General features: G+C 53.6%; 16 protein-coding genes and 1 tRNA gene. 7 read left to right on the top strand and 10 right to left on the bottom strand.

Annotated elements, in window-relative coordinates:
- Positions 1-106 precede the first annotated feature (106 nt).
- A complete protein-coding gene (locus RGQ30_RS13450) occupies positions 107-619 on the top strand; it encodes a hypothetical protein (protein ID WP_130557734.1) in 513 nt (170 codons plus the stop codon).
- A 79-nt stretch (positions 620-698) separates the two neighbouring features.
- Here RGQ30_RS13450 and RGQ30_RS13455 read toward each other — a convergent pair whose 3' ends face one another.
- The gene (locus RGQ30_RS13455; RefSeq protein WP_130557733.1) at positions 699-1,268 is read right to left on the bottom strand and encodes a flavodoxin family protein; all 570 of its coding nucleotides are present in this window, start codon (positions 1,266-1,268) and stop codon (positions 699-701) included.
- A gap of 23 nt (positions 1,269-1,291) precedes the next feature.
- Positions 1,292-2,002 carry a pirin family protein gene (locus tag RGQ30_RS13460; protein ID WP_130557732.1) on the bottom strand — a complete coding sequence of 237 codons (711 nt, stop codon included), beginning with the start codon at positions 2,000-2,002 and terminating at the stop codon, positions 1,292-1,294.
- A 97-nt stretch (positions 2,003-2,099) separates the two neighbouring features.
- Between RGQ30_RS13460 and RGQ30_RS13465 the strand changes: the two genes are divergently transcribed.
- Together RGQ30_RS13465 and gluQRS are read left to right on the top strand one after the other, a co-directional pair.
- Positions 2,100-3,011 carry a LysR substrate-binding domain-containing protein gene (locus RGQ30_RS13465; protein ID WP_130557731.1) on the top strand — a complete coding sequence of 304 codons (912 nt, stop codon included), beginning with the start codon at positions 2,100-2,102 and terminating at the stop codon, positions 3,009-3,011.
- Between the two features lie 14 nt (positions 3,012-3,025).
- Entirely contained in the window at positions 3,026-3,919 is an 894-nt protein-coding gene (gene gluQRS / locus RGQ30_RS13470; RefSeq protein WP_130557730.1) for a tRNA glutamyl-Q(34) synthetase GluQRS, read from the top strand.
- Positions 3,920-3,939: 20 nt separating this feature from the next.
- Here the strand turns inward: gluQRS and RGQ30_RS13475 are convergent, their stop codons facing one another.
- From RGQ30_RS13475 to RGQ30_RS13485, 3 genes are all read right to left on the bottom strand, one after another.
- On the bottom strand, positions 3,940-5,565 hold the full coding sequence (locus RGQ30_RS13475) for a DEAD/DEAH box helicase (protein ID WP_130557729.1): 1,626 nt from the start codon (positions 5,563-5,565) through the stop codon (positions 3,940-3,942).
- A gap of 119 nt (positions 5,566-5,684) precedes the next feature.
- Complete coding sequence (locus RGQ30_RS13480; protein ID WP_130557728.1) at positions 5,685-6,614, bottom strand: NAD(P)-dependent oxidoreductase; 930 nt, start codon at positions 6,612-6,614, stop codon at positions 5,685-5,687.
- A gap of 91 nt (positions 6,615-6,705) precedes the next feature.
- On the bottom strand, positions 6,706-8,280 hold the full coding sequence (locus RGQ30_RS13485; RefSeq protein WP_338284507.1) for a GGDEF domain-containing protein: 1,575 nt from the start codon (positions 8,278-8,280) through the stop codon (positions 6,706-6,708).
- Positions 8,281-8,445: 165 nt separating this feature from the next.
- Between RGQ30_RS13485 and RGQ30_RS13490 the strand changes: the two genes are divergently transcribed.
- The 4 genes from RGQ30_RS13490 to RGQ30_RS13505 all read left to right on the top strand — a co-directional run bounded on the left by RGQ30_RS13490 (position 8,446) and on the right by RGQ30_RS13505 (position 11,372).
- Positions 8,446-8,532 (top strand) — tRNA-Leu (locus RGQ30_RS13490).
- Between the two features lie 224 nt (positions 8,533-8,756).
- Complete coding sequence (locus RGQ30_RS13495) at positions 8,757-9,152, top strand: hypothetical protein (protein WP_338284508.1); 396 nt, start codon at positions 8,757-8,759, stop codon at positions 9,150-9,152.
- Positions 9,153-9,423: 271 nt separating this feature from the next.
- On the top strand, positions 9,424-10,500 hold the full coding sequence (gene queA, locus RGQ30_RS13500) for a tRNA preQ1(34) S-adenosylmethionine ribosyltransferase-isomerase QueA (protein ID WP_130557726.1): 1,077 nt from the start codon (positions 9,424-9,426) through the stop codon (positions 10,498-10,500).
- A complete protein-coding gene (locus RGQ30_RS13505) occupies positions 10,497-11,372 on the top strand; it encodes an alpha/beta fold hydrolase (RefSeq protein WP_130557725.1) in 876 nt (291 codons plus the stop codon). The genes queA and RGQ30_RS13505 overlap by 4 nt, the downstream gene beginning before the upstream one ends.
- A gap of 670 nt (positions 11,373-12,042) precedes the next feature.
- Here RGQ30_RS13505 and RGQ30_RS13510 read toward each other — a convergent pair.
- The 5 genes from RGQ30_RS13510 to RGQ30_RS13530 form a co-directional block, all read right to left on the bottom strand.
- Positions 12,043-13,488 (bottom strand): NAD(P)(+) transhydrogenase (Re/Si-specific) subunit beta, encoded by a 1,446-nt coding sequence (locus RGQ30_RS13510; RefSeq protein WP_130557723.1) that lies wholly within the window; start codon positions 13,486-13,488, stop codon positions 12,043-12,045.
- 24 nt (positions 13,489-13,512) lie between these two features.
- Positions 13,513-13,806 (bottom strand): NAD(P) transhydrogenase subunit alpha part 2, encoded by a 294-nt coding sequence (locus RGQ30_RS13515; RefSeq protein ID WP_130557722.1) that lies wholly within the window; start codon positions 13,804-13,806, stop codon positions 13,513-13,515.
- Positions 13,807-13,819: 13 nt separating this feature from the next.
- Positions 13,820-14,947 (bottom strand): Re/Si-specific NAD(P)(+) transhydrogenase subunit alpha, encoded by a 1,128-nt coding sequence (locus tag RGQ30_RS13520; RefSeq protein WP_130557721.1) that lies wholly within the window; start codon positions 14,945-14,947, stop codon positions 13,820-13,822.
- Positions 14,948-15,170: 223 nt separating this feature from the next.
- Positions 15,171-16,052: a helical backbone metal receptor gene (locus tag RGQ30_RS13525; RefSeq protein WP_338284509.1), complete on the bottom strand. Its 882-nt coding sequence runs from the start codon at positions 16,050-16,052 to the stop codon at positions 15,171-15,173.
- A gap of 9 nt (positions 16,053-16,061) precedes the next feature.
- The gene (locus RGQ30_RS13530) at positions 16,062-17,921 is read right to left on the bottom strand and encodes a TonB-dependent receptor domain-containing protein (RefSeq protein ID WP_130557719.1); all 1,860 of its coding nucleotides are present in this window, start codon (positions 17,919-17,921) and stop codon (positions 16,062-16,064) included.
- Positions 17,922-17,928 lie beyond the last annotated feature (7 nt).

Here is a 17,928-nt window from a genome sequence, read left to right on the forward strand (position 1 = left end):
CCCTACCTAAGTTCGGAACCGAGTTACCTCTGCAGGAGTACACAAGCCACTCTTGCTCATCCCTGTGCTGTACTGCAACGACCCTTAACAACCACAGGAAATCAAAATGACTACCAGCTCGAATGCATTGGCTTTAAGAGTTGCCCCGCAACACACCATGGACATCGAAGCGCAAAAACCCGAAGCGCCCCAATACAATCGGACGTTGGCCCGGGCAAAAATTGCAACGCTGGCTGCAGCAAGTATCGCTGGCGCTTTAACTACGGCAATTGTGGCTTTGCATGAAGGATCGGACACAAGCGGCTTGCAAAACAGAAGCTTGCTGAATGAGGAGGGATGCAGCCCGCACCAACTCAAAAACATAGCAAGTGCGAAACGCGCCCTGGTCATTTCAGGCGCAACAACGGGTGCGTGCCTGGGTGGCGTAATTCTGGGCGGTTGCCTGTGGGGAGGCGGCTCGGTGGCTGAAGAGGAAGAAGGCGCGGCGCGGGCGGCGGGCATGGCATCCATGGGTGTCGGTGGACTAATGGCCTCTCTGGGCTCATTGGGCTTTACGCTGGGTACTACTGCAACATTGATATCCGGAATTATTTATGGTGTGTCCAAAAACAACTGCTGAAACAGGCGCGTTCAAACAGAGTGCTTTCCAGGCATGAACCAGAAGTTGCCCGGAAAGCACCATCAAACCATCCAATACTTTAAGCCGACATTTTCTTTGCAAACTCGGCAACCCGGCTGCCATAAATGTTCGCAGTTTCAAGGTCGGAAGCCGGTGGCGTTACATCGGCAGGCGCGTTGTCGGATTGCGTCATCACGCCCACCCAAGAACCAACACGATTCAGCTCGTTCACATCACCCGGCTTCTGGGCGCCCGGTGTTGCACTGCCCACCCAGATCATGCCGTGTTGCATGGCAAAGGTGACGAAATACTGAAGCGTGCTCAGCTTGTCGCCACTCATGGACATGGAATTGGTGAAGCCGCCGGCAATCTTGTTCTTCCAGCCTTGGCTGAACCAAACCTTGCTGGACGCATCTGCGAACTTTTTGAAGTCGGCCGAAGCACCGCCCATGTAAGTGGGCGAGCCAAAAATGATGGCATCGGCTTTGGCCAGTACATCCCAGGTGGCGTCATTCACGTCATTCACGTCATTGACGGAAATCAGGTGGCTGGTCACCCCATCCACAGCATCCACACCTTGCTGAACAGCTTGCGCCACCTTGGCTGTGTGTCCGTAACCGCTGTGATAAACAACTGCAACTTGTGTCATGTCAAAACTCCTGTGTTGTAAGTTCAAGCAGGCAGGTCGAAAAACAGCACTTCCGCTTGGTCGTTCACGTCAAAATTCAATTCCCGCTCGCCGCTCACCATCAAGGCATCGCCGGTCTGCAGCAACACATTGCCCACGGTCAATTCGCCACGCGCCACATGCAGGTACCCTTTGCGCTGGGGGTCCAGTTCGCGGTGCACGCTTTGCTGGTTCAAACGGCCAGCATACATCTTGGCGTCCTGGTAGATAAAGGCGATGTTCTTTGCTTCCGCCTCAGCCTTGTCGCCCGTCACAATCAAGCCCAATTGTCCGGTGATGCTGGCCACATCCAGATCGTGATCTTTGTAACCAGGCTCCACATTTTTCACAGCAGGCTCGATCCAGATTTGCAAAAGGTGCGCCACATCCGTTTTGTGCGCATTCATTTCAGAATGGCGAATACCGGTGCCCGCGCTCATGCGCTGGATCTGATTGGGATTGATGGCTGAACCACCGCCCAGGCTGTCTTTGTGGCTCAATTCACCACCCAGCATGTAGGTGATGATTTCCATGTCGCGGTGACCATGGGTGCCAAAGCCGGTTTCGGGCTGTACCCAGTCTTCGTTGATAACGCGCAGGGGGCCAAACCCCATATGCTTGGGGTCGTAATAACTGCCAAATGAAAAGCTGTGATAGCTTTCAAGCCAGCCGTGCTGGGCGTAACCGCGTTCATTGGATTTTCTGATCTGGAACATGTTCAACCTCCTGTTGAATGATGAACCCAGTGTAGGTGGTGCAGCACGCCCAAACAAGGCGTAGAATTTGACGGACTTATTCAAAAAATTTGAACCCATGACCATCAACCTGGACAGCCTCGCACTGCTTGAACTGATTGAAGCCCGGGGCAGTTTTGCAGCCGCTGCCCTGGCCTTGAACAAAGCGCCCTCTGCCATTACCTACCAACTGCGCCAGCTTGAAGAAAGCCTGGATGTGCTGATTTACGACCGCTCGGGCCACAAGGCCAAGTTAACGCCCGCTGGGCAGGCTTTGCTGGAAGAAGGCCGCAAGTTGCTCGAAAACTCAGAAGCACTGACCAAGAGGGTCAAAGCCGTGGCCAGCGGCTGGGAAGCCGAACTGCGCATCGTGCTGGATTCAGTGGTGCCGTTTGAACAAACCATCGCGTGGATCGACGCATTCGATCAACTACAAAGCCCCACCCGCCTTCGCTTTTCAAGTGAAGTGCTGTCGGGCACCTGGGAAGCACTGTATTCGGGCCGGGCAGACCTGTTGATCGGCAGCCGCTTGGATCAAAACCAGTTTGCCACCGCTACTGGCCTGCACATTCAAAGCCTTGGGCAGTCGGTGTTCGTGTTTGCCGTGGCCCCCACGCACCCCTTGGCGGCAGAGCCGGAACCCGTGTGCATCGAAACCATACGCCAGCACCGCGCGGTGGCTGTTGGGGATACGTCCCGCAACTTCAAGCCGGTCACCTTTGGCCTGCAAAGCGGGCAGGCCGTACTGACCGTGCCCAACTTGCAAGCCAAGGTGCAGGCGCAACTGGCTGGGTTAGGCTGCGGCTGGCTGCCCTGGAACCTGATTGAACAGGATGTGGCCAATGGCCGCCTGATTGTAAAGGCCACAGAAGACACAACCCGCCAAAGCAACCTTTGTTTTGCGTGGCAACGCGGCAGCCAGGGCAAGGCGCTGGACTGGTGGACGCGCCACCTGGCCACGGTTCAGCTTCACTTTCAACCGCCCGCCTGAACCCTTAAGCGTCCATGCCCACCACACCCCACTACATCGGTCGCTTCGCACCTTCCCCCACCGGCCCATTGCACCTCGGTTCACTGGCCACGGCGCTGGCCAGCTATCTGGACGCCAAAGTGCACCAAGGCCAATGGCTGCTGCGTATAGAAGACATTGATCAAGACCGCTGCAACGCTGCGTCTACCGAACACATTGTTCACACACTGAGGCGACATGGCTTGAACTGGCAAGGCGACGTGTGGGTGCAATCGCAAAGGCATGCTGTGTATCAAACTGCTCTGGATATACTGCAAGGCGACAACTTGACCTATCCCTGCGCCTGCACCCGAAAGGAAATTGACGAAGCCAATGCCAACCGCACCCACGGTGAAAACCGCATTTACCCCGGCACCTGCAGACAAGGCATGCCGGAAGGTCGGGAAATGCGGGCCGTTCGTTTTCGATGCCCCAACCAGCCTATCAATTGGCACGACCACCGCTTGGGCCATTTCAGTGACCGGCTAAGCGAAACCAGCGGCGATTTTATTCTGAAACGGGGAGACGGCTTTTGGGCTTACCACCTGGTCGTGGTGGTTGACGACCTGGCCAGCAAGGTCACCCACATTGTCCGGGGTGAAGACTTGACCGACACCACCGCACGACAAATCGCGGTGTGGAGAGCCCTGCAAGGCACACCCCCTGCGTATTGGCACCTGCCAGTGATATTGGCTGAGGATGGGCAAAAGCTTTCCAAACAGACCGGGGCACAGGCTGTGCCTGAACACGAGCCGGTGCTGAACTTGAATGCGGTGTGGCAGCACTTTGGACTGGACAAAATAAAAGCCACATCGGCAACCGAGTGGCTTGATTTGGCAATTCCGGTTTGGGCCAATTACCGGGCAGCACAGGCCGCACGGAAATTGTAGGGACACAGTGCCTGATTGCGTCAGTTGCGGGGGCTACCACCCAGCAAAAACGCCACGGGCGCTGAATTCTTGTTTTTGGCCTTGTTGCTCAGGTTGGACTGCTGGGCAGAGGCCTGATCGCCTGCCGCCTTGTCTTCCTTGGATTCCTGGTAAGGCTGATTGAACAAGTTGTCTTTCACACGGGTTTGCGCCAGCTTGGCGCGCAAACGCTCGTATTCCGCATCGCGGTGAATCGGGGCGTTGTCGTTGAAACGCGCGCCCTGGTACGACATGTCCCTGGCCGGGCGGCGCTCACGCGCTGGGGCTGAATCATCAGACGTTCGGGGGGGTCTGCGGTCTGAACGGCCTTCCTGGCTACGTCCCTCGTAGCGACTCTCGGTGCGTCCTTCTGTGCGGCCATCACGTCCATCCCGACCAGCACGTTCTTCACGGGGTGCACGCGCACCTGGAACAAAGCCTTCAAGTTCTTCGCGAACAAAGGCTTTGCCGATCAGCTTTTCAATGTCTTTCAAGGCGCGTTCATCGCGTTTTACAACGAATGAATACGCTGTACCTTTGGCACCCGCGCGGCCAGTACGGCCAATGCGGTGAACATAATCTTCAGGCGTGGTGGGCAGGTCATAGTTGATCACGCAGGGCAGGTCGGCAATGTCCAAACCACGTGCAGCCACATCAGTGGCCACCAGCACGGTGACTTCACCCGCTTTGAACGCTTCAAGCGATTTGGTACGCTCGGCCTGCGTTTTGTCGCCGTGAATTGCAGTGCTGGACACACCCTGCTTTTCAAGATAAATCGCCAGTCGGGCCGTACCCAGCTTGGTATTTGAAAACACGATGACCTGGCTCAGGGCCTTGGTCTGAATCAGGTGGCAAACGGCCATGCGTTTGTCTTCTTCGCTGTCCAGCGCGAAGATCACCTGCTTGATGTTCTCGGACGTTGCATTGCGTCGGGCCACCTCAATCAAAGTGGGCGACACCATGAAACTTCGGGCCAGTTTTTGAATTTCTGGGGAGAAAGTGGCAGAAAACAGCAAGTTTTGCCGAGTTTTAGGCAACAAATTGATAATGCGCTGCAAATCAGGCAAAAAGCCCATGTCCAGCATGCGATCTGCTTCGTCCAGCACCAGCACTTGAACCTGGCCCAAGTTGATGCTTTTTTGTTGGACGTGGTCCAACAGTCGACCGGGCGTGGCAATCACCAGCTCAACACCGCGGCGCAGCGCCTGAATCTGGGGGTTGATGTCCACACCACCGTACACCACAGTTGAACGCAATGGCGTGAATTTGGCGTAGGTGTGCACATTGGCTGCAACCTGATCAGCCAGCTCGCGGGTAGGCGTCAAAATCAGGGCACGAACGGGGTGACGGGCGGGCGACGTGTTTTCCGTGGCCAGCGGCATCAAGCGGTTCAAAATCGGCAAGGAGAAACCAGCGGTTTTTCCGGTACCTGTTTGAGCAGCACCCATGACATCCACACCGGTCAACACGACCGGAATTGCTTTCGCCTGGATTGGGGTCGGCTGGGTGTAGCCTTGCGCGTCGATTGCTTTTTGAATGTCGGGGTGCAGCGCGAAGTCCGCAAAAGTGACGTTCGCGAGGGCGGCCTCTTCTGCCGCGCTGATGGTATTCGGTTCAGTTTGTGTCATGCACGCATTCTAAGCCCATTTGATGCTTATTATTTGTGCAGCGGACTTAAATTCACTTGCTGCACCGGCTGGGTGCAGCAAATGTACTTTTCATACAACAGCTGGCGGTGTCTGTCGATTCAGAGATGTTCGGCGATGAATTCATCCACGTGTTTGACCGCCAAACGGCCCGCATTGGCCTGCGAACTTTCAGTGCCCCAAGCCACGTGGGGTGTGATGATGCAACGCGGGTGGTGCCATTGCACCATCAGGTGATCTCGTGGGGGTGGTTCCACATCCAGAACATCCAGTGCGGCGCCACCCAAATGCCCGCTTTCGATGGCCTGCTTCAAAGCCTCGAACTGCACCAGGCCTCCACGCGCGGTATTGATCAAAATGGCACCCTTCTTCATCTTTGGCAATGTATCAGGGCCAATCAAACCACGTGTTTGATCGTTCAAGGGGCAGTGCAGACTGAGCACATCGCTGTGGGCCAAACCATGTTCAAAGGTCACGTAGCCGTCGCGAGGTGTTGCGACCCCCTGGCGTTCAATGTGCAGCACGGTCATGCCAAACGCTTTGGCGAATTCGATCAGCTTGCCACCAATGGCACCGCTGCCCAGCACACCCAGCGTTTGGGTATGCAAACCGCGCATGGGCAAGGTGTGCAGGCAGAAAAACCGCGACGCACTCCAAGTGCCGTCATGCACCTGGCTTTGCCATTCAGGCACCCGCCGAGTCAGTTGCAAAATACAGGCCATTGCATGCTCGGCCACAGATTCCGGGCCGTAGTTGATCACGTTGCTGACCTTGATCCCACGCTCTGCACAAGCAACCTTGTCCACATTATCTGTGCCGGTGGCCACCAGCTGAATCATTTTCAGTTTGGGTGCATAGCCCAGTTCGACGGGTCCAATTTTAACCTTGTTGATGATCAGAATTTCAGCGTCCTTGATGCGCTCTTTCAGCATGTCTGCCGTTGTGAAGGGGTATTCCGTCCAGGTGTGCGCGCATTCAGGGCGCGGCAAAGGGGTGCGTACGGTTTCGCTTTCCAGCCAAACAATGTTCATGGTGTTGTCTCCAATTGGGTTGCTAGAAGGCTACCGACTAATTGCAGCCTTAGACACTGGGACTAACCATGAAAACACACAGCAAACCAACTCAAACACTGGAATCAAGCGGCTCGGGTGTCGCGCTGACACCTGCAATTCGATAACAGTTTTTACCGGCCTTCTTGGCCTGGTACATTTGCTCGTCACTGATTTCCAGCAGTTTTTGAAATGAGCTGCCGTGCAGCGGGTGCATGGCTGCACCAATGCTGCATGACACGGTCAATCCATGATTTTGACGAATCCGCACCAAGAGCTTGTCACAAGCAAACGATTCAATAATCCGCTCCGAAATGTTCTTGAGCAACTGGATATTGCACCGTGCCACGATGATTGCGAACTCATCGCCACCCAGGCGCGCCACCTGGTCCACGTTGCGTGTGGCGCCCTTCAACAGGCTGGCACTGGTTTTCAGAATTTGATCGCCGGCCTTGTGGCCCAGCGTGTCGTTCACAGCCTTGAAACCATCAAGGTCCAGAAACATCAAACCCAGGGTTTCCCCGGGCAACAAGCGAGACAAGCGGGTTTCCAGCGTGATGTCGAAGCCACGGCGATTCAAGATACCGGTCAGCGGGTCGCGCTCCACCTCGTTGCGAAGGTCTTCCACATTCTTGCGGATACTGACATCCTCCACAATCAATACCGCATGGGCACCCTGCGTTTTGTCGTTGTACACCGCGAAGCGGAATTGAAGTACCCGGCCGTCGGTGAAATTCAATTCGATGGGCATTTCGTGGTTGCGAAAATAGTCGGTTACGAGGTCCTTGAGCAATATCCGCTGTTCGCGTACCACACCTGCGTTGAGCAACACCTGCTCCAGTTTTGCCGATGCCGGATTGATTGATTCCAGCCGCAGCATTTTGGCCAAGGCCTTGTTGGTGTAAAGCACATTGAAGTGTTCATCCAGATACGCTACGCCGCTACCCAGTGACGAAAGCAACAAATCCAGCCTGTTTTTTTCGGAAACAGACCGCGCATGGCTGTTTTCCATGGCCTTCATTTGCGCTTGAATCGCTTGCGCCATGCTGTTGAACGCTGCACCCAAGCAAGAGATTTCATCGCGTCCAGTGACCTGTATGCGCGATTCAATTTGCCCGGACTGCAACTCCATGGCCTTGGTCCGCAGGTCTTCCAGTCGAGCCGACAGGGTATTGCTCAAACCAAACAGGATCATGGCGCAGGCAATTGCACTGAGCAGAAATACACCCACCAGGTAGAAAACCATCTCGTCTCTGCTGCGGTACACCTCTTGCTCATCAAACAAAACCATTAGCTGGTGCCCTTGCGTGGGCAAGGTGAATGCGGAAACCAGCGCGGGATCAATGTCTTCAGAACTTTTAGGAACCTGCCCCAAGGTATACACCATGCGGTTTTCAGCGTTGATCCACACCGCAGTGGGTTTGTAGCGCGTATAAAAATCCCGAACAATCGACGACACAGTATTGATGGAATAGGTGTCGCTGGCCATGTTGGCCCGCGTCAACTCAGCCTGAAAACTTTCACGGGTTTTCTGGAGCTCACGTTCTGCCACATTGCCCATGTGCAGGAATTGAATACTCGTGAAAATGCCGCCCAACATCAGCTGGGCGACAAATGTAGTCAGGAGCCATTTCCATTTAAAAGACATCGCCGTGTGGCCCGAAAAGTGTGATCTATTGTGCAAAGTATCCCCGCTTGCTGATCGTGTTTGAATCCCACGAGAGGGGCACTTTTCGCCCATTTTCAAAATAAACACAAATTTGTGATCCGGGGTGTTGTATTAAAACTTTTTTTTTGCCATAATTGTGGGCTTGCCGAGGTGGCGGAATTGGTAGACGCGCTGGACTCAAAATCCAGTGGTAGAGATATCGTGCGGGTTCGATTCCCGCCCTCGGCACCAGCCCCCAAATTCAAAAAAGATCTGCTCAAGCAATCTTCGATAGAAATCCTAAGCGCGATTTACATGCGCTGCAATTCCAAATTTCCTATATTCAAGCCAGACATGTCCCACAAATGGTGTCACGCCTGTCCTACATCCATCACGTCTTCGTTGAACTAAATTCTTCTGTGACGCTGTTGCGTCTTCTCTTTTTCACCAACATATGTTCACGGAGAGAAAACAGCATGGAAAAGCAATGGGAAAAAAGCAGTTCCAACGATCGATCCAACGACGAGGGCAATGAAGAACGCAGCTTTCAGAGCATTGGAAAGGAAAGTCGTGGCGATCAGGATGATGACCTTGAAGAGTCCGGCCAGGATCAAGACAACAACCGGGCTGACATGGATTCCAACGGACAAAACAAATCGCTCAGCAATATGGCTTACAACTGGGTGAGCTTTGTTCAACACAAAGCCAAGGCAGTCAAGGCCTATGAGCAATACATTTCTGATGCAGAAGAAGCGGGCGAAACCGAATGTGCAGAGCTGTTCCGCAAAGCCTGCAAGGCCGACCTGGAACAACTGGGTCAAGCCCGGAATCATCTTTCAGCCGTTTTAAGGGAAACTGAAAACGCAGAGTAAGCTTCACCCTTTCTCAAACAGTTGTAAAAAAGGCAGTTTGCAAATGACTTGCAACTGCCTTTTGTGCTTTTGGAAGTGGACGTTCTTGCGGGACGGTGCAGGGACTGTAAAATTGTGCCAACAACAGGCGCCTTGAATTCAAAATATTCTTTGTTTTTATCTGGTCGATCCTGAGTTTTTGCGAGAGACCCCATGGTCGGTTTTTCAATGGAAAATCAGTGTCAATTTCCCTGTCCCCCGCAATATTTCCCAAGTCTGCATGTAGCTCACCATGAAATTGTCTGATTTTGACTTCACGCTTCCCGAAGCGCTAATTGCCCAACATCCGCCGCAACAGCGGGGGGAGTCCCGTTTGCTGGTGTGCCCAACCCATGAGCCGATTGAAGACCATCAATTCCGGCATGTGTTGAATCTGCTTAAGCCCAACGATGTGCTGGTGGTCAATGACACGAAGGTTTTGAAAGCCCGCTTGCAGGGCGAAAAAGCCACGGGTGGAAAAATTGAAGTGATGCTTGAACGCATACTCGATGACAGGCGCTTCACCGCCATGATTCGAGCCAGTAAATCGCCAAAACCCGGCAGTGAAGTGATTTTGGCTGGGGTGGCCAGCGCACGGGTACTGGCCAAGCACGACATGATGTATGAACTGGAACTCACGCAATCCAGCCTGAGCCTGCCCGACTTGCTTGAGTCGCACGGCGCCCTTCCTCTACCCCCTTATATTGAGCACAATGCCGATGCTCAAGACGATGAGCGCTACCAAACCGTGTTCGCAAAAGAACCCGGTGCCGTGGCGGCCCCCACCGCTGGCTTGCATTTCACTGAAGACTTGCTGGCACAGGTACAGGCCAAAGGCGTTCAACTTTTAAACCTGACCCTGCATGTAGGTGCTGGCACATTTCTGCCGGTCAAAACCGACAATGTGGAAGAACACGTCATGCACAGCGAGCGTTACAGCATTTCAGGGCCGGTGATTGCCGAGTTGTTGAATGCAAAACGAAACGGCGGGCGCATTGTGGCCGTGGGCACAACCTCGCTGCGCGCACTGGAAGCCTGGGCCACGGAAACAGCCTGTGACTTGAACTCTGAAGCCGGGCTAAGCAAAGTGGCCACTTATGCAGAACATGGGCACGCCGGAGATACTCAGATTTTTATCAAACCCGGCTACAACTTCAAGGTGGTCGACAGATTGATCACCAACTTCCACCTACCCAAAAGTACCTTGTTGATGCTGGTTTCCGCTTTGGCAGGAAAGTCCACCATCTTTAACGCATATCAACACGCAATTGCGCAACAATACAGATTCTTCAGTTACGGCGATGCCATGTGGCTTGAACGCGCAGAATGACACAGACCAATTTTTCAGTACGTACGGGCGACGGCGCCAGCATTCAGTTGATTCGTTGGGGCCAAAGCACAGGCAAACCTGTTCTGCATTGGGCCCATGCCACAGGGTTTAGTGCCAAAACCTATACCCCGATGCTGCACAAACTGCTTCCTCACTTCGATGTCCACAGTTGGGACATGCGCGGGCACGGGGAAAGTCGCGATGCCGGCAACCCCAAAACATTCAAGGGTTGGAAAACCTACTACAACGACCTGATCGCCGTGCTGGACCAGGCGGAAGAGCCGATGTGGCTGGCAGGCCATTCGATTGGCGCCACCACCAGCCTGGCCGCTGCCGCACAGCGTCCCCAAAAGGTGAAAGGGCTAATATTGATCGAACCTGTTTTGCTCGACCCCAAGCAGGGTTGGGCGCTAAAGCTGGCGAACTGGTTTGGCTTTGCCAATCGAATCGCCATGGCGTCGGCGGCTGCACGCAGGCGAGCAAGCTTTGCATCCCATGAAGAGGCCTTTGAGAACTATCGCAATAAAAAGGCGTTCAGCACCTGGAGTGATGAGTGGTTAAATGCCTACGTTCAACATGGTTTTGTTGCCAAAGGAATCGACGAAGTTGAGTTGGCCTGCAAACCCGACTGGGAATCGCTGACCTTTCAACACACAGAGCCCGATGCCGTTCGCTGGATGAAAAACCCCGGCTGCCCGATTCACATACTTGCTGCGGGCAAAGGATCCACATTTCCTGTCACCGCCCATGCGCGAATTCAAAAGCGCTTGCCACATGCAAGGATTGAAGTGCTTGCTGATGCCACACACTTTTTGCCGATGGAGCACACAGACTTGGTGGTGCAACGGATTCGGGAAGTGGTGGGAGTCTAAGGCGCAGCATTGTTGGGGCAAGGAAAGCTCGCGCAAGTTAGCGTAGAGCTAAAGCTTGCTGCCGAGGGCTGTTCACCCTGCCTGGTCTCTGCGTTTTTTCCGGCTTTTTGCCTCTTGCTTGGGGCATGCGAAACGCAATAGCGTCTTCGCATCGATTCCTAACGGAATCGCCTCGCGCTGCGAGCCCGCCGGAACGCAGAGACAATTCGGCAGGGAGAACCAGCCACTCGACAGCAACCCAGCCCAGCCCAGCCCAGCCCAGCCCAGCCCAGCCCAGCCCAGCCCAGCCCAGCCCAGCCCAGCCCAGCCCAGCCCAGCCCAGCCCAGCCCAGCCCAGCAGTCAGTATCCGGCAAGCCTCACGACAGAGGTTGACAGCACTCAACTCTGCGCACGCTGGGTGACTGCGTGAAGCCTTCCGCGCCTTTGGCTGGTTTGCGATTCAAGGAAATTTGCCAGTGGCTTGCAAAATGAGCGTTCGCGCCAGCGACAAAGCGGACTCGCCGATTTCTTTTGGCGAGCGGCTTTGAGCGAATTTTTCAAAGCCGCTGGAATCACAAATTTCCAAGCAAACCAGCAAAGGTCGGAAGGCTTCACACAAAACAACTCACCCAAGAAAAAAGCCCCGTGATTGCTCACAGGGCTTTTCAGGACAGGCAAGCAGCGCCGACTTTACTCGACAGCTTTCACCATGTCTTCAATCACTTTCTTGGCGTCGCCAAACACCATCATGGTTTTGTCCATGTAGAACAGTTCGTTGTCCAAACCAGCGTAGCCAGCGTTCATCGAACGCTTGTTCACGATGATGGTTTTGGCCTTGTAGGCTTCCAGAATCGGCATGCCTGCAATCGGGCTCTTGGGGTCTTTCGCGGCGGGGTTCACCACGTCGTTCGCACCCAATACCAACACCACGTCAGTTTGCGCGAATTCGCTGTTGATGTCTTCCATCTCGAACACCTGGTCATAAGGCACTTCGGCCTCGGCCAGCAACACGTTCATGTGGCCTGGCATACGACCTGCCACGGGGTGAATCGCATATTTCACGGTCACGCCCATGTGGGTCAGCTTCTCGCTCAGTTCCTTGAGTGCGTGCTGGGCACGGGCTACAGCCAAACCGTAACCAGGCACAATCACCACGGTTTCTGCGTTGGTCAACAAGAAAGCCACGTCATCAGACGAACCACTTTTCACGGTGCGCTGCTGGCCACCGCCTGCTGTTGCTGCGTCTGCCTCACCACCGAAGCCACCCAGAATCACGTTGAAGAACGAACGATTCATCGCCTTGCACATGATGTAGGAAAGGATCGCGCCGGATGAACCGACCAGCGAACCCGCCACAATCAACATGCTGTTGTTCAGCGAGAAACCAATGCCCGCTGCCGCCCAGCCAGAATAGCTGTTCAGCATGGACACCACCACGGGCATGTCTGCACCGCCAATTGGAATAATCAGCGTGACGCCCAAAATGAAGGCCGCAACCGTCATGATGATGAACGGTGTCCAGCTTTGCGTTGCTGCAAACCAGATACCGCAACCGATCATCACAATACCCAAAACTGCATTCAACTGGTGTTGACCGGTGAAGCGCACAGGTGCACCCTGGAACAGGCGGAACTTGTACTTGCCACTCAACTTGCCAAAAGCGATGACGGAACCCGAGAAGGTAATTGCGCCCACGAAGGTACCAATGAACAGTTCAATCTTGTTACCCAAGGGAATGTCGAAAACGCCTTTGGCAGTGATGCCAAACGCATCGGGTTCAGCGACCGCAGCAACCGCAATGGCCACGGCAGCCAAACCGATCATGCTGTGCATGAAAGCCACCAGTTCAGGCATTTTGGTCATTTCGACGCGCTTGGCCATCACTGTGCCCAAGCCGCCACCAACAACCAAACCAGCCAGTACCCAGCCCAAACCTGTAATCGCAGATTGCCCTGCAATTTCAGCCAGTTTGAAGATCAAGCCGATCGTGGTGACCACGGCAATGGCCATGCCCACCATGCCGAAGGTGTTACCCAGGCGTGAGGTTGTGGGGTGTGAAAGGCCCTTCAAGGCCTGAATGAAACAGATTGACGCCACCAGGTACAACAGCGTCACTGCGTTGAAACTCAATTGCATAAGATTCTCCAGATCGCTGTTGGGTTACTTGTTCTTTTTCTTGAACATTTCAAGCATGCGCCGGGTGACCAGAAAGCCACCAAACACATTCACAGCGGCCAGCGCCACAGCCAGCACGCCCATGAACTTGCCCAAGGGCGTCACGGTTAGCGCGGCTGCCAGCATGGCACCCACAATCACGATTGCGGAAATTGCGTTGGTCACCGCCATCAAGGGGGTGTGCAACGCAGGTGTTACGTTCCAGACCACGTGGTAACCCACGTAAATGGCCAGTACAAAAATAATCAGGTTGACCACGGCAGGGCTGATTGCGTCCATGTTGGCTCCTTCCTTATGCGTTCTTGCGTTTGAGTTCGCCGCCGGTGCACATCAGGCACGCAGCAACAATGTCGTCTTCCAGGTCGATCTTGAAAGCGCCTTCCTTGTCGAAAACAAGCTTCAGGAAATCGATCACGTTGCGGGCATACAGTGCGGAAGCATCCGCAGCCACCATAGTGGCCAGGTTGGCATAACCCACAATTTTGACGCCATTTACGTCTACAATTTCGTTCAGTTGGGACAAGGGGCAGTTGCCACCCTGCTCGACCGCCAAATCGATCACCACAGAACCTGGCTTCATGGCGCGCACGGTTTCTTCGTGCAGCAATGTCGGTGCCTTGCGTCCGGGAATCAGGGCCGTCGTAATCACGATATCGCTTTTGATCGCCTTTTCGTGAACTGCAGCTGCCTGTCGTTTCATCCAGCTTTCTGGCATGGGGCGTGCATAACCGCCTACACCCTTGGCAATTTCACGTTCTTCATCGGATTCAAACGGCACATCGACAAACTTCGCGCCCAAGGATTCAACCTGCTCTTTGGTGGCCGGGCGAACGTCGGATGCTTCAATCACAGCGCCCAGGCGCTTGGCCGTGGCAATGGCTTGCAAACCGGCAACACCCACACCCAAAATCAGCACGCGGGCAGCTTTCACGGTACCGGCGGCGGTCATCAACATGGGCATGAAACGCTGGTACACATTGGCTGCAATCATCACGGCCTTGTAACCTGCGATGTTGGCCTGTGAAGACAACACGTCCATGCTTTGCGCACGGGTTGTGCGGGGCGCGGCTTCCAGGGCAAAGGCTGTGAGACCAGCCTTGTTCATGGATTCCAGTGCAGCTGAATCAAAAGGGTTCAGCATCCCGACCACCACCTGGCCTGCACGGTATGCAGACAATTCATTCTCTGCTGGTGCACGCACCTTGAGGATCATGTCGCAGTTGCTGATCACGTCCATGGCACGTTCGACGATTTTGGCGCCCACATCCACATAGGATTGATCGGTGATGGAGCTGGCAACGCCTGCGCCAGTCTGAACAAACACTTCGTGTTTTTGAGAAATGAGCTTCTTCACCGTTTCAGGTGTGGCGGCTACACGCGTTTCTCCGGACCTTGTCTCGGCCGGGATTCCGATTTTCATGGAACTTCTCCTTGAGGGAAAGCGCTTTTATTTGATGTTTAAGAACTGCAAATACACTGCTGGTGCGGACTATAGCACGGTAGTATCACCCAATCTAAGGGATAACCACAACCCAGTATCTGACAATATTAACTGCCAAATGATATTCGAACGCGTTGTTTCTGTCTTGAAGCATTGATCTAAGCAGGGATTGCACTGGCTGAATAGTCCAGACCTGCTTCTGTCATGGTTCCTGGCGACGCGCCTGCTCAATGTGATCACAAACCTGCTCTGCTGCATCGATAAGCCGAGGACCGTTGCGCACCAACAAGTCGTTCGGAACGGTGTACACATGACTTCGCTGCACAGCATTCAGCCCAGGCCATGGCGCCCACTGTTTGAGCAATGCACGGTGATCCTCAACCGAGCCACTGCTCAGCAGCACTGCCGGGTTTCGTTTCAGAACACCTTCCACACTGACCTGCGCAGCCAGATTGGTCAAATCCGAAAACACATTCCGCCCGCCGCACAAGCCGATCACCTCCGACACCACGTGCTGACCGCCCAGTGTCATCAGAGGTTGGCGCCAAACCTGGTAAAAAACCGGCACTACGGCACGCCCCTTGAAACGGTTGCTCAATTGCTCAAACCTGGCCAACCATTGATCCACCTTTGGATAGGCTGTGCTTTGCGTACCGAGTAGGAGCGCAATACGTTGCATGGTAGTGGCCACCTGAGCAACGGTTTTTGGTTCGCTCACGAACACGGGCATCCCGGCCTTGCGTAATTGCACAACCACATCTGCAGAAATACCGGATTGCCACACCAGAACCAAGTCTGGCTTACGGGCCAGAATGGACTCGGCACCCAAAACCCAAGGGTTAGGGAGTTTCGGCAAAGAATTGACCGCGGCTGGAAAATTGCTGGAACCATCCACGGCAATTACCCGATCAAGTCCACCAACAAAATCCACTATTTCAGTAAGATGCGGAGCAAGCACCAGCACACGCTGGGCTTGCTTCACACACACGGGTTGGTTGAGGTCGTCTTGAACGCAGGGTTGTGTGGCTTGTGCAAATTGCACAAAGCCACACAGCCACAAGACAATGAATGATCGCAGTAACAACAACTTTCCTTAGAACTTGTGGTTATAGGTCAGCAAGACATCTTGTTGTGCAACGCCAAAGCCTTTGACAATTTCATAGTCTTTACCAGTCAAGTTATCGACCCGAAAAGTAAAACTATTTTGCTTATCAAGTTCATACTGCACAGTAGTATTGATTATCGAATATCCACCCAATTGAACCCGTCCGCCAGGAAAGGCAATGTCATCGCGTTTGCCATTGGCCAAGAATTCAGCGCCAATAGACCACCCTTGAGGTAGGTTATAACTGCCGTACACCTTTGCTGTTTGGATAGCCCTGCGCAGCAAACGCTCATCACGCGCATTTTTTGCCGACAGAATATCCAGAGAAGCACCCCATACAATCGGCCCGGACCCACCTTCATGTGAGAAGGAGATACCCTCGATTTTCGCAACACCAGGTTCATTCGTGAACCGCGTATTTCCTGGAGAAATAAGATTACCCACAATCAGATCTTGAACCAAATTCTGAAACACGGAGATTCTGGACTGCCCATATTCATTACTGATGGCAGCATACAATTCGTAATTCTCGCTTTCTTCAGGATCAAGATTTGTATTGACCACAGCAGGATTCAAGACAAATCCTGGAGCAAAAGGATTTGCGAATCCTGAAATCTGACTGAAATTTGGACGCTTGAAACCTGTTCCAATCAAAGTGCCAAGCTTGACTTGCTCATTAAGAGCTCGGGAAACAGAGACTTGACCGGTTGCAACGTCCCTGTAGTTCGAATTCGCATCGAAGCGCAGGTTACCTTGGATGGTGTAACCCGCCACGTCTTTCGTGTACGTCACAAGTCCACTGTTAACTTGCGTATTGTCGACATTCGGGATACCTGCCTGCGGGGCGGATGTTGAACTGAATCGTTGATCCAGATATTCGTACCCCAACAACAACACACCATTAAAGACGCTGAAACGATGATCCAGAGAGAACTGATTTTGAAAGGTGCGCGTGCCGAAATCGAACAAAGGAAACTCTAGCTCTTCAGTCGAACTGCCCAAACGAATGGACGACTCGGCTCCATCCGTCCATTGATGCTTTAACCCTACATTCAGTACGGTCTGATTGTCGCGGTTGAACTGGGGATTCGAATCAAACTCGTTATTTACATCGGTAGCGAGTGCGCTAGCAGTCAGTTGCGTGTGCTTGGTTAACTCGTACAGCCCATTAAAGCTGCCGGAAGTAATCCGGTACGCATCTTTACCGCTATTGTCTCGACTGGCATTGATACCATCACTGTACTCATGGCCAACACCTAATCGAATCGAGCCTCGTTCACCGGCAAAGGTGCCTGATGTACTCAGTTTTCTGGTGTGGTTGTTTCCCAGTGAGAAAGCAACATCCCCACCGCTTTTCCGCGCCGCTTTCTTGGTAATGATTTGTACAACACCGCCAATTGCGTCACTGCCATAAAGTGATGAACCAGGCCCGCGCAGAATTTCAATTCGCTCAATTTGGTCCAAAGGTACGTGTTGAAACTGAAATTGCGAAAATCCGTCAAGTGGACCAATTCGCTGACCATCTACCAAAAACAGAGTGTGCTTGCTGTCAGCTCCTCGAATAAACAGCGATGAAGCTTGCTGACCGCCACCGTTGCTTGAGTACTGAACACCAGGAGATCTCTTTAGAAGATCTGTCAGATTGCTTGCTCCAGAACGCTTGATGTCGTCCTGATCAATCACGGTGACATCTGCCTGTACATCTTTCAACGAGCGCTCGTAGCGACTCGCAGTGATGACAACTTCCTTGGAGACTACTGGCTCAGCAATAGCCAGCTGTGGGAATGAGAAAAATGAAAGGGCAACAGATGCGCCCACTACTGCCTGACAACGAATTTGCTTCAACATGAATTTA

This window comes from Limnobacter thiooxidans, from assembly GCF_036323495.1.
GTDB classification, from domain to species: domain Bacteria; phylum Pseudomonadota; class Gammaproteobacteria; order Burkholderiales; family Burkholderiaceae_B; genus Limnobacter; species Limnobacter thiooxidans.

Excerpts from the sequence above, each read along its gene's own strand:
- RGQ30_RS13450 (WP_130557734.1), top strand. The coding sequence starts at position 107 with ATGACTACCAGCTCGAATGCATTGGCTTTAAGAGTTGCCCCGCAACAC.
- RGQ30_RS13455 (WP_130557733.1), bottom strand. The coding sequence starts at position 1,268 with ATGACACAAGTTGCAGTTGTTTATCACAGCGGTTACGGACACACAGCC.
- RGQ30_RS13460 (WP_130557732.1), bottom strand. The coding sequence starts at position 2,002 with ATGTTCCAGATCAGAAAATCCAATGAACGCGGTTACGCCCAGCACGGC.
- RGQ30_RS13465 (WP_130557731.1), top strand. The coding sequence starts at position 2,100 with ATGACCATCAACCTGGACAGCCTCGCACTGCTTGAACTGATTGAAGCC.
- gluQRS (WP_130557730.1), top strand. The coding sequence starts at position 3,026 with ATGCCCACCACACCCCACTACATCGGTCGCTTCGCACCTTCCCCCACC.
- RGQ30_RS13475 (WP_130557729.1), bottom strand. The coding sequence starts at position 5,565 with ATGACACAAACTGAACCGAATACCATCAGCGCGGCAGAAGAGGCCGCC.
- RGQ30_RS13480 (WP_130557728.1), bottom strand. The coding sequence starts at position 6,614 with ATGAACATTGTTTGGCTGGAAAGCGAAACCGTACGCACCCCTTTGCCG.
- RGQ30_RS13485 (WP_338284507.1), bottom strand. The coding sequence starts at position 8,280 with ATGTCTTTTAAATGGAAATGGCTCCTGACTACATTTGTCGCCCAGCTG.
- RGQ30_RS13495 (WP_338284508.1), top strand. The coding sequence starts at position 8,757 with ATGGAAAAGCAATGGGAAAAAAGCAGTTCCAACGATCGATCCAACGAC.
- queA (WP_130557726.1), top strand. The coding sequence starts at position 9,424 with ATGAAATTGTCTGATTTTGACTTCACGCTTCCCGAAGCGCTAATTGCC.
- RGQ30_RS13505 (WP_130557725.1), top strand. The coding sequence starts at position 10,497 with ATGACACAGACCAATTTTTCAGTACGTACGGGCGACGGCGCCAGCATT.
- RGQ30_RS13510 (WP_130557723.1), bottom strand. The coding sequence starts at position 13,488 with ATGCAATTGAGTTTCAACGCAGTGACGCTGTTGTACCTGGTGGCGTCA.
- RGQ30_RS13515 (WP_130557722.1), bottom strand. The coding sequence starts at position 13,806 with ATGGACGCAATCAGCCCTGCCGTGGTCAACCTGATTATTTTTGTACTG.
- RGQ30_RS13520 (WP_130557721.1), bottom strand. The coding sequence starts at position 14,947 with ATGAAAATCGGAATCCCGGCCGAGACAAGGTCCGGAGAAACGCGTGTA.
- RGQ30_RS13530 (WP_130557719.1), bottom strand. The coding sequence starts at position 17,921 with ATGTTGAAGCAAATTCGTTGTCAGGCAGTAGTGGGCGCATCTGTTGCC.